Genomic DNA, 12,407 nt, shown 5'->3' on the forward strand with positions numbered 1-12,407 from the left:
GCTTACCTCACAATCACTTTAACTGCCTGTGTTTCGGTATCACTTTCTATGTGTACCACATACACACCTGTTTTGTAAAAGCCCAGATTAGTAGTTGCAGTATTTGAGAAATTACCAGAAGTTAAAAATTGACCATTTATTGTAAATACGCTATAGGCTGTGTTTTTTGTGCCTGTATAATCGCAATATAAGGTGTGCTCCCTGGTGTAAAACAAATGATCTGCAGGATTGTTTTTCTTGGGCCCTATTGCACTTAAAAAGCCGGTGTCTATAAGGTTTTTAATAGCATCTTGAGTTAACCCATAATTGAAGATGGTAAACTCATCTACTAAAGCTTCAGTTACAGGGTCGCTGTATTGAGATTTACCCAGATAATTGGCTGTAGTTATGCCTAAATCTGAGGGATTTAAAGTGAAGCTGCTGCTGCCTACTTCGTTTCCGTTTACATAGAGTTTTACAGCATCAGCTTGTTGTACTACTGCAACGTGTACCCATTCATTTACAGGTAAAACATATTCTGTTGTCACGCGGTTACGGGTGCCGCCGTGTTCCATTTCATATTGAAACTTTCCACTTCCGTTTGCAGCTTCCAACGCCATCCAGTTTGTTGTGCCACTTCCGAAGTCAAAAATACGGTTCCAGTTTGCTAAGTTGTCAAGCTTAATCCATGTCGTAATACTAAAATCAGATAATGTATTCATAAGTCCGTCATTAAGTTGCACAAACGAGTTGCCACTACCCAAATGAATTCCCATTCCCCGATGACCGGCTTCCCGCACGTATGCACCACTGGCAACACCATCTAGTAAACTCCAATGATCCAATATAGCATCGCCTTCATCTTCTTCAAAACCGTAATACGCATGCCGCCCTTCTTTAGGAGCACCCATTAAAGACGCTGAAGGATTGCTTTCACCGGCATCATTTGCGGCAAGTATTTGATAGTAGCGTTTGGTGTTATTTTTTGTTTCCCTATCAATATATGGTGCACCAGTAACCGTAGCAATAGTCTCAAAATTTCCGTTTTCTGAAGCAGCTCGTTTTATAAGGTACTGCTCATCAAGGCGAACATCCCAATCTAAAAACACCTGATCGTCTGAAGAGCCTACGCGCATACCCGTAATCGCTTCGGGTATAGTAAGTGCGGGCGTTGTAATGGTTACAAGATCTGTATATACACTTATACCTCCTGTATTTGTTGCGGCAAGACGGTAATAATAAACAGTCTGAGGAGTTAAGCCGGTATCCTGAAATGTGAGTTCTGTATAATTTGTAGCTATATCTATAAACGTTCCGGTAGGCGTGCCGGCTCTTTGTAAAGTATAGGAGTTAGCATCTGTAGAAGCATCCCAACTCAAATTGATACGTAACGCCGAGATGGCTTCTCCCTGCAACCCCTGCGGAACTTCTGGCACTTCTTCCTGTTCAAAAAGAACTAGGTTAGACCAGGGCGAGGCGGTACCGTCTTTGCCAATTACCTGTATGCGGTACGTTGCAGAGCTGTGAATTTCGTCGTTTTTAGTAAGTACCGTATAATCGTCACTTTCAAAGAATACTGAAAATTCGGTTTCTCCTTCAAGCTTGCGTTCAACCACATATTTTGTGATCAAATCAAAATTTGTGTTAGTCCAGTTGAGGTCAATAGAAGTATAATCTTCAGCAACTTTATAACTCAATTCTGGTGCCAGTGGTTTCCAGCTTCTTAAAAACTCAAAATCTGCATCATAAGCTTTATTTGAGGTATTTGTAGCATAGTATTCTCCTGCAGGCGTAAGAACCACATTAGAAACCCCTGTATCACCTTCAACAGTGCGCACGATGGTAGCTGTTTTCAACCATTCATAAGATTCCCAGTTAGGGTTGCGGGTTTTAAAGTTATCATCTATAGTTACAAACATCGCACGCGCATCTTGCACCCAGTTGTAAATCGAATAGCGTTCTACATAATCTGCGTTGTCTAAAACATTTAAAACCGCGATTAGATCATTTTTATGTTTGGTTGCATTCGCATCCGTTAGGAGTGTAGGGCCATCGGGAAAGGAGTGACCCGTCCAGTTGGCTCCTATATTCCATTCGGTTATCCAGATAGGTCTTTTATACTTGTCATAGATGTATTTGAGATCATTTGCCCATTGTGTGGCAGATTTATACCAGTAACAATGTAGGGCCATATAATCTACGCGGTAATTACGCGCTTCTGCTTTAGTCATAAAGTCAGCCATCCACGGGTTAAAGGGATCTGAAGTTGCAGGTGAACCCAGTCGTAATCCAGACTGCATCAATTGTGGCCAGGCGCCTATAGCAGCATCTACAGACATATTTGCCTGGTCAGGACGGTCTGGTTCATTATAGCCTAAAAGATGCGTGTACCCTGCCTTAGTGTTTGCGGCATCAAGAGACGGCCAATATTGAGTTTGGCGTATGGGAACATATTCAATGTCTGGCGTACTCTCACGACCGGTGTTCCAGTTGTAATACCAGGTAATATCCAGAGAAACATGTTCTGCATTTGTTCCTGATGCAAGCCCTTTTTTAGTAACCTCGTGCCACGGCATTGTACGTATAAAAGAAACCGTCTGGTTGAGGTAAGGTTCTAAAACAGTAATCTCAAGATCTTCATCTTCGGCAATAAAAACCTTACTGTAACCGGTACCGTTTGCATTTGATGCCAGGGTTGCCATATAGCCTTTTTTCAGCTTAATAGACCGGATCGCATTGTCAAAATCTCCCAAATCTTTATAGGGAATCACCGTCTGCATTTGTTGCGAATTACCGCTAAAGTTTTCTTCGGAATATACCGTTAGGGGCCTATAATCTGCGGAATGCGGTAAAATGACACTACCAGTCCCCGAACTGCTTACTACGATATTGCTGCCATTAATTGCAGGACTTCCTGAAACGTTAATATATTGCAATTGAGAAGCGATTACGGTTGAAGGGCGCATCCCGTCAAAAAATAATTGCGCATCAGCACTTGTGAGGTTAATTGTGGTATTGATTAAGGGGTGTATAGGATTGCTTAAATGCAAAACCGCATCGGTATCTAATGTTAGCAAGGTTTTAGAATAGGTCAGTGTAGAAATCGTCTGTGCTGATAAAATCTGTGACTGCGTTGCTGCTGCAGGAAGTGGAGTAGGGGCAAACATCCCTTCGTCAAATGTCACTGAAGTAACCTCGACATCAATAGCACCATCTTCATAATCTTTACCAATTACCAGTTGTGCCTGTTCTTTTTTGAGTACTGAAAGATTGGCCAATCCAATTGTGCCGTTGGCTGCTGTAAATTTTAAATAATAGGTAGCATCAGCTTCTGGTGTAACTAGAAGTGAGGCTTGTTGTAAAGTATTTGAAGTCGTAATTGTTTCAGAAACCAGTGTCGTGCTACCCTCTGGGGTGGTTGCCAGTGCAAACTGCAAATCAGCAATACCACCGTCAACCTGATCAATTAAGCCTGAAAATTGATAAGTAACACCTGCTTTTAAAGTTACCGGAAGTGAAAAAATACGGTTTGTACCTGAATTGAAATCGAGATTAAGCAGACGACCATTAAATGTGCTGTTGTCTTCCGCGAGTGTATGACCGGTGGTCACATCTTGATAAGCTACACCCGCTGCTGTATTCGCTGGCGCCCAATTTACCGTATTGTCTGAACTTGCCCAGCCGTACTGATTAGGTGCGCCGTTATTGTCTGCATAAAGGCCATCCCAGTTATTGATAAGATTTGATGATTTTAATTGAAGATTTCCAATGCCAAAAAGACCCCAATCTCCGGAAATGCTGAGGTAATAGGTTCCGGTATATTGTGATAAAAATGATAAATCTCCTGTGCGCAAGCGAAATGCATTGCCTGAAGTAAAGGTTTTAGAAACCAAATTGTTTGTGCCCTCACGATCTGTAGAAACCGCAACGGTTATTTTTGAACCCGGACCTGCATTAGCTATCAACTCATATAACCACGAGAAGGTATAATGCGTACCTGTATGTAATTGTATCGGATAACTGTAAACCGAGCTGTTGTAACTATTGCCATCCCAGCGTATATACATAAGTCTACCGTTAAATGTGGAGCCGTCTGACTCGATGAGGTGTCCCGAAGATAAATCCATATAACGAACGCCAGAACCCCCATTTGCGGTATTGAAAATAGTACTGATCTTATTATTTTCCCAACCATAATCTGTAGGTTTTCCGGCATTATTGTTGGGAAAGCCTGCCCAGGCTCCCAGAAGATTATCAGAACCGTAGGTAAGATCATCATCATTTGAAGTTGCTTCAACTATTTGTTCTAAAGGTAGTGACGTGAGAAAGTAACCATCAAGATACACATATACCTCGCTGCCGGTTACGACATACCTGTAGGTTTGTTCCTGAGCATTATTTACAGAAGTACTTAAGTTTTTAGGAGTGGTAAGCAACGTGGTTGCATTGAAGGTTGTTTGGTCTAAACTCGTACGAAAACCAGTACCCAATTTACTTTTGTAAAAAACATCTAAACCGCGATTTGAAGCTGCATTTACTTTTGCTTTCAACTCAAGACTAAACGTTTCTGTACTGCGAAGTGGTATATGTAGGGTATCTACGGCTGTAGGGTTTTTAAACTGTAAGCCCGTGTGAAGGGTCTGATCTAAAGTGGTTTTTTTAGGGAGTTGCGGCACTTGCGCTAAGAGCGAGCAGTAAAATAACTGAAAAAGTATGCATACAATAAGATAGTTCTGCTTCATAAGAAATGGTTTGAATTACGAAATCGATATAGTTAAAAGAACGTGCCTATATAAATAAATTAATGTATTTAATACATTTATAATAGACATTACAATATTCCTAAAACTGAAGCCAATAGTTAGGGGGTATAGTGGTAAAAATAGGGGTGTAAATCGTTCAGTTCGGGTTAAATGACTGAATATGAATAGTTGGCGGCTGTATTCTAGTTTAGTAGAAATTGATTCAATTGAAGTATAACAGAACACCAGGCTTTGTATTGAGAAGAACTTTGTATAATTAACTTTTAGATCAAAGTCAGATTTTGGCATTTCATTTTTAGGTTCTGTATCACAAGAAACAGAAGTGAAAAGTAGAATTAATATTTTAAATATCTTTTTCAAATTGCCTTTAGCTAGCTACATTTTTTTATCATTAAATTCTGATTATAAGATAAATAGTGGTCTGATTCGGTGATATTTTTTTAAATAACCTGAGATTTTTGTTATGGTTACCAGTGTGTGTACACCCTTATAAAGAGACTTCATTCTGCTAATTTACAAACGATATAAAACTAGAAAACCGCTTAAAATCGGTTTAAATAAGTGATATTTTCTAAGAATTAAAGGCTTGTGCAACGGTTACCGTTGTTATCTCTTGTTTTTATTTATTCGTTTTTTTCTTTCACGCTTATATTTCCGCCATTCCTTTTTTGTTGGTGGTTTGGTAATCGAATACGCTACTCCAGAATACGTATAGGTTATAAATGGAACACTATTTGAAAAATCATCTCCATATTGTTTTAAATTTCCAATTTCTCTAATCCTTTTATTGAATTCAATAATAAATTCTGCTTCTTTAAGTCCATTTTGGGATTTTGGTGTCCAAAAGTTTTTAAAAGAATAAAGATTGTTTTCTTTCATTTCGTAAATGTGAGTTATTCCGTCAAATCCGTGTTTCCACTCCTCAATATATTCATCACTCGGTATCTTTTGAATTCCGCTTTTGGAAACGTATTTGTAGAGTTCGGTTGCAGTTGAGTCAGGAAGATAATATTCTTTGACAAAAGTATCAGCTTTATAATCATTCTCCCAAACCTCGTAAACGAAGTAAATTATTTTGGCTTTTACAGAATCTTGATTTTTACTTATTTCCAACAGGCTTCCTGGGTTCCAACTGCGAAAAACAAATTCAGATTCGGTGTTTAAATTAGGTAACTTAAAATTTGCTAAGTCTTTTATTCTGTAACCTTTCCAAAAGGTTGTATCGCTATCTTTAGTCAATTGCAATTCAGTTTTTTGGGATTGGCCATAAATCGATATGGTTACTAAAAAGAAGAGAATGGCTAATACTTGTTTCATTTCCGATTATTTTCTGTCAAATTTATTTCGATTGCGGAAGCAGAATTTTTCAATTTACTACTAAGTTTTATGCGGGCTACAACCCTTGATATTATTACTTAACCGGCTATTATTTTTATACATTGTTATGCCCTTTTATTCTTCTTTTTGATGCTTTTTTATTTCAATTTCTATTATTTTAAGGAATTCTGCAGTACGTTTTTTTACTAATGAAAAACTCTCACTTTTCTTAAATTCAATCTTATTACCTTCATTGTATATTTTCCATTCGTCTTGGCTTTTACTTTGTTTCGATTTAATCTCTAAATACTTTTTATAAGTGTCATTCTCATATTTATCAATGTCAATCGTATTTCTATGAATTGAAGAATTTCTTACATATGCAATTTTTTGAATGTCATAATTTAAGGGGGTAGGTTTTTTCTTTAAAACCTTACTATTTGTAATTTTATCAAATACTTCTTTTTCTTCTATTAAAAATTCTTGGGCAAATTTTGCCCATTTCGTACTGTATGGGATTTCAGAAACCCTTCCTTTTGCTTTTTCATTTGGGTCATTGCCAAACGTGAAGTATTTGGTTAACTCTTCTTTTGAGTTAAATCTTATTGTATAATAATAATTGAGTAAATTTTCAATTTGGAAAAAACTGTAATGGCAATATTCATTAAAATTTGAGGCAGGAGTTTGCATCATTTTCAAAAAATCCAACTCCAATTGTCTTCTTACAACTTCATCTGTAATAAAGTTGTAATGTTTGATATTAGCATCTAAATCTGGAAAATTATAGTCCATTATTCTAAAAACAATCTTTTTAAGATTGTCTAATTCATTTTTTAAACCTTCATACGATTGTTCCATATCTTTAAGTTTTATTAAGTTCATTAAATTTTGCTTCAAATCTCTTGAAACAACTATCTTCTTTACCTCTTACCATTCCAAGAAATAGAATTTTACCGTGTAATACGTTTTCAAATGGTGGCGTTACTTTATTGCGAATAAATCCTTTTTCTTTTGGGTATTGTTCTATCAGTTTTGCTTGACAAAAGTCTAACCCTTTATTTTCCCAATTATAAAGCATTGCTCGTACTTTTTTCACATAATCTCTTTTAAGGTTAGATTTGCTGTTTACGACAATTCCTGTAACTTCTTGTCTTTGAGTGTGCTTTTGCAAACGTGTTTTCTTTTCGTTTACTTTAAAACCTTGGTTTGCAATTATAGTATTCAACTCTGTCAAGAATTTTTCTTTTACAAAAAGGTTTTTGTTAGATGAAAAAGTAATATCATCTGCATAGCGAGAATAAAAGCATCTATAATGCTTTGCAAGTTTCACAAGATGATAGTCTAATGATTGGCAGACAATATTTGTTAGAATTGGAGACAAAGGTGAGCCTTGTGGCAAAACACCTTTATAACAAGAAAAATGAGCAATTAAATGAGCGATTTCAGGTGAGGCATTAAAAGGCGGAATTTGCATAACTGCTTTTATTCTTCCGTAATGTATTGTAGGGAAAAAGTCTTTTAAATCAATATTGTAAACATATTTTCTACCAATATGGCTTTTTGCATTTGACACAATACTTCTGCCAGTTACAAAACCATTTGCAGATGGTTTTGGTGTATATAATGTTTCTAAAACAAATGCAATTCTTCTTTGAACTTTTTTTAAAAACCTATCTGGTGATGAAATATTCCGAACTCCTCCTGATTTTTTAGGGATTTCAAAATCAATGTATTTATCATCCCTTTTAGATAAGTAATAACCAATTTTCTTGCTGGAAACTATTTTATATGTAGTTTTAAGTTGTTCATTTTGCAAATGAATAACAAAGTTTATTAGGGAAACCAAATCATCTTTTGATTTCCCATTTTGCAATAATTGCTTAATATCCGATATGTTAGATTCTGTCAAATTCATATTAAAAAAGGTGCTCTGCGGGGACATTCAAATCATAAACTCATAAACAATAATATCTATGAATAATTAAATAAATCATTAACTTATAATTCCTAATAATTAAATAAATAATTAAGAAATATTAATAATTATCAAAATACATTTCTAACATAATTTAATAACATTAATAGTTAATAATTCAAGAAATAAAGTTAATACACTAACTATGTACTAACCTTTGAAAGAACATTGCGTAACACAATGCGAATTAAATCCTAATACCGCAGAGTCACCGTTTACAAAAGTAATATTTTTATTCGTTTAATAAATCATTTTTCAATTTCAGTACACAAAGAATGTACTTTAAGCCGCATAAGAGTAAACTTCTTTTTTTGCTCTTGTAATTGCGGTGTATGTCCATTTTAAATCTTTACCTATTGTCCAAGGATGTATCAAAACATTATCCCATTCACCACCTTGTGCTTTGTGGCAAGTTGTTGCATATCCGTGTTTAAGTCTAATTGCTCCAAGGTATTTATCATCTGCATTGTTTTGAGAAGTTCTGAACTGTGGATTGTGTTTCATTACTTCTGCAAACAATTGCTTTTCTTTTTCCTCATCAAGAATTCCATATCTTGTGTTAAGTGAATCAAGTAGTACTTTGGTTGATATTATTTTCGACTCACCATTTGATGTTGCATATTCAATTTTCGCATCAGCAAAATTTAGATTTGCATACTTTTCAATGCTTGTATCTAATTCAATAATTTTCCCATATTCGCCTTTATATACCCAATCTCCGCTATTGTTTAACCAAGTGTTTTGAGTGACAATAATATCATCATTAGCCAATATGCTTGATGAAAGACCCAATTGTTGTCTTATCCAGATATTCCAGTAATTTACGTCTCTATTTGAATGGCAGATAGCAATTACTTTATTAATATCGTTCACGTCAAATTCTGTTAAATATCTGTTCAAGGCATTTGACGGATACTTCTCTCTGTCAATTGAAATCGGAGAATTTGAAATACCTCTTTCCAATAAATCACGGATAAACGTCGCTGTTCTTAGAATACCAGACCCCTCATCCTGTCTCATTACTTGTGTTAATTCATACTCCACACTTTTAAGTTCAAAATGCTTACTAAGGAATTTAGGACTTAGTGCAGGTGAAAATGTTTCATTTACAGGGGGCAACTGAAATTTGTCACCTATGAAAATGATTTTGTTATCCTTATTGCCTTGTTTCACATAATCAATATAATCTTCAAGCAAAGGTTTAGATACAAAAAAGTTTTCACTTTTAGTTAGAATATTGCTTACCATTGATGCTTCATCTACTAAAAATATAGTCATTGCTTTTTCTTGGTTTGTTTTTCTAATTAATCGAACACCTCCACCGTTTTTTATTTTTTCAGGTGTGTAAATTTGACTATGCATAGTTTTTGAACTTTGTCCAGTTTTGCTACCAATTATCATTGCAGCACGACCAGTGGGTGCAGCAATTCTTTGATTAATATCACTATTCGTCAGATGAGTTGTTATTGCTTTAACAATAGATGTTTTTCCTGTACCTGCTGAACCTTTTAGTATAAAGACATCATTATCAGATTTGATAAAATCTGTAATCTGTTGCAGTGCAACTTTTTGTTGTGCATTTGGTTCGAAGTCGAGTAAGGAAAATACATTATTCATAAGCATCTATCTTTTGATTACAGTGCAAATATGAAACTCTTTTGTACACTCTTTGTGTATTGTAAAAAATAGTATCTTTGAATCTCATTTTGCACTACAAATATTTGGAGTTGCAGTTCATTCAAAGTGTATTTATGCCTATAAATAAGAATGCATATATTAGATACCAAGTTTTAGACCGTTGCTTTAGTAATAGTGGCAGGAAATTTTACTGGCAAGATTTGTTAGAAGAAGTTAATAAAGCACTAATTGATATTAATGGAGAAGGAAAGGGGATTGGTAGAACTCAACTGTTCAAGGATATTAGTTTTATGGAGAGTGAGGCTGGTTTTTCAATCTTGTTAGAAAGGGAAAAAGATGGTAAAAAAGTTTTTTATAGATATGAAGATAGAAACTTCTCAATTAAGAACAGTCCTTTAAGTACAAATGAATCGGACAGTATAAAATCTTCTTTATTAGTTTTATCTCGTTTCAAAGGATTGCCACAATTTGAATGGGTTAATGAATTAATTCCAATTTTAAATGATAAATTAGGATTTGCAAATGAATCAAAGCAAGTAATTTATTTTGATTCCAATATTGATTATGAAGGCATTTCGTTTATTGAACCAATTTTTAATGCAATTTCTAATAGTCGAGTTTTAGAAATAGAATATCAGGACTTTAAGAATCCATTATCTTATAAGATTGTTTTGCATCCATATGTCTTGAAACAATACAATAACAGGTGGTTTGTTTTTGGGTTAAATGAAGAAAATAACATTTCTTTTTGGAATATGGCTTTGGATAGAATTCAATCCATTAATGAATTAGATAAAGATTACAAGACTGCTGATATTGATTGGGAAGATGATTACTTCTATGATATTATTGGTGTAACAAGAATTCAAAATGCTGATGTACAAGAAATAGTTTTGCAATTTTTATCTGAATTAGCACCTTATATACAAACAAAACCTATCCACCCGACCCAAACCAGACCAAAGTTTTTGGAAAGTGGTGAAATGGTAATTTCAATTAAGGTTATTCCTAATTACGAGTTAGAACGTTTGATTCTTTCGTATGGTGAAAAAGTAAAAGTCATTTCTCCGAAGTCTATTCGAGATAAAATTCAGTTCAGAATTCAAAAAATGTTAATTCAATATGATGAATGATTTTATTTCTTCTAATTGGGCATAACGTTGATGTATAAGATTAGTGGCGTGTTTAAGCACCTAATTTAGTAAACAGATACTTGCCAGAGAAAATTCCGCAGGAATTTTCCAAATAGGCTAAAACTAGCCATTAATTTTATACGGTGTTGCCACCAGTTTTTATTTCGATTTGCTGTATTCAATTAGTTTCTCAATTTCATTTTCTGTTATTAATTTTCCAAATGCTTTTCTATGATAATTAATTCCCCATTTTGTTGTGTCGGTTTTAACCAAATTTGTTGAATCAAGAATCCATTTTTTAAATTCCACCGCATCGATTGAAGCAAATGCTGGTCCAATCATATTTTTATTTTTCTGATGACAAGCAGCACAGTTTGTGTAAAATAAGCTCCTACCAGAATAAGCTGTTATTTTATTAGAAAACTCAATGTTCTTTGAATTTACTGCTGTGTCGCTATCTTTAAATTTAAGCGATTTGAAAATGTAGAATATTTGGTTTTCGTCAGCGATGTTTTGTCCAATTAGATTAAATCTATTTTCCTTATACGCTTTTTCAATATAAATTCCGATTGTTCCATTTCCAACCTCTTTTGGTTTGGTTAATAATGCGATTTTTCCATTTATTGTGTCCGTTGCAAAGAGTTGGTTTTCTCCATCTTCGTCGCTAAAATCGTACGAGTACCAGCCATAATCGAAAGTCAAAGAGTCAGTTCCATTTGTTATTCCACCGACATAGCTGTCAATTCCTTTATATTTTATTTTTTCCCAATCGTGCGGAATAATCATACTAAAAACTCCAAAATCAATTTTTTTATTTGCAGATATAATTCCAAATCCATTTGCAAATAAATAAACTCCAGTAGCCATTAATACTGAAATAAAAACTAAAAATATTAATGTTTTATCGATTTTCATAAATTGGTGGCAACGATTTTGGCTATGGTTTCGTTACGGAATGGTTCGGCAGAACTATTCCGCCGTAAACCAAAGATAGCAAACACACAGGGAATTTCCGATAGGAAATTCCGCCGTAATGAACTATAGCCGTTGTTAGCTACAGTTTTTTATATTTTAATTTTTCAGAGTCCATCATTTTTTCCACTTTTTTATTCAGACTGCTGATAGTAAATTCAGAAAACAGTTCGATAATCAGAATATATAAAAGCCCAAATAGCGGTAACATTAGCATTCCAAATCCAATTTCATTTCCAATTATAATTTGGTATGAAGCTATAATCAGAGTTAAGGCTACAAAGAAAATCATAAACCAAAACTGCATTTTATAAGTCGCGCCATTCACACGATTTAAAGTCAACTTACTTTCAGTCCCGTTTTCGTTTGTATTCGCACAATTCAAATTCAGTTTTACTAATGGACCAAGATTTGGTTTAAAAACTGCAAAGGAAATAGTTGGGAAAATATCAATTCCGCCATAATCTGGGTAATCTCCAGATAGATTGTATTTCTTTCCGAATGTTTTTCGATTCAGTTCAGTTCGGACTATTTTATTATAGTTTTCTGCTGATTCAATAATTTCATATTCGGCTATTTTCTTTTTCAATAAGCAGTTTGGTTAAATTGTAGCTAACTGGTTATATCAAT

The 12,407-nt window shown here is 34.6% G+C and carries 8 protein-coding genes; 1 reads left to right on the plus strand and 7 read right to left on the minus strand.

Annotated features, from left to right (window positions below; translation table 11 throughout):
- Window positions 1-2: 2 nt before the first annotated feature.
- The 5 genes from ACIGAM_RS09580 to ACIGAM_RS09600 all read right to left on the minus strand — a co-directional run bounded on the left by ACIGAM_RS09580 (window position 3) and on the right by ACIGAM_RS09600 (window position 9,651).
- Window positions 3-4,721 (minus strand): glycosyl hydrolase, encoded by a 4,719-nt coding sequence (locus ACIGAM_RS09580; protein WP_396511235.1) that lies wholly within the window; start codon window positions 4,719-4,721, stop codon window positions 3-5.
- Between the two features lie 627 nt (window positions 4,722-5,348).
- Window positions 5,349-6,059: a hypothetical protein gene (locus ACIGAM_RS09585; protein ID WP_396511236.1), complete on the minus strand. Its 711-nt coding sequence runs from the start codon at window positions 6,057-6,059 to the stop codon at window positions 5,349-5,351.
- A gap of 135 nt (window positions 6,060-6,194) precedes the next feature.
- Complete coding sequence (locus ACIGAM_RS09590) at window positions 6,195-6,917, minus strand: hypothetical protein (protein ID WP_396511237.1); 723 nt, start codon at window positions 6,915-6,917, stop codon at window positions 6,195-6,197.
- A gap of 4 nt (window positions 6,918-6,921) precedes the next feature.
- A complete protein-coding gene (locus ACIGAM_RS09595; RefSeq protein ID WP_396511238.1) occupies window positions 6,922-7,974 on the minus strand; it encodes a reverse transcriptase domain-containing protein in 1,053 nt (350 codons plus the stop codon).
- Window positions 7,975-8,316: 342 nt separating this feature from the next.
- Complete coding sequence (locus ACIGAM_RS09600; protein WP_396511239.1) at window positions 8,317-9,651, minus strand: ATP-dependent RecD-like DNA helicase; 1,335 nt, start codon at window positions 9,649-9,651, stop codon at window positions 8,317-8,319.
- Between the two features lie 77 nt (window positions 9,652-9,728).
- Here ACIGAM_RS09600 and ACIGAM_RS09605 point away from each other — a divergent pair, with 77 nt between their 5' ends.
- Entirely contained in the window at window positions 9,729-10,805 is a 1,077-nt protein-coding gene (locus ACIGAM_RS09605; RefSeq protein WP_396511240.1) for a helix-turn-helix transcriptional regulator, read from the plus strand.
- Window positions 10,806-10,964: 159 nt separating this feature from the next.
- Here ACIGAM_RS09605 and ACIGAM_RS09610 read toward each other — a convergent pair whose 3' ends face one another.
- Both ACIGAM_RS09610 and ACIGAM_RS09615 read right to left on the minus strand, forming a co-directional pair.
- On the minus strand, window positions 10,965-11,720 hold the full coding sequence (locus ACIGAM_RS09610; RefSeq protein WP_396511241.1) for a c-type cytochrome: 756 nt from the start codon (window positions 11,718-11,720) through the stop codon (window positions 10,965-10,967).
- A 139-nt stretch (window positions 11,721-11,859) separates the two neighbouring features.
- On the minus strand, window positions 11,860-12,366 hold the full coding sequence (locus tag ACIGAM_RS09615) for a hypothetical protein (protein WP_396511242.1): 507 nt from the start codon (window positions 12,364-12,366) through the stop codon (window positions 11,860-11,862).
- Between the last annotated feature and the right edge of the window lie 41 nt (window positions 12,367-12,407).

The sequence above is a fragment of the Leeuwenhoekiella sp. NPDC079379 genome (assembly GCF_044542075.1).
In the GTDB taxonomy this organism is placed as follows: domain Bacteria; phylum Bacteroidota; class Bacteroidia; order Flavobacteriales; family Flavobacteriaceae; genus Leeuwenhoekiella.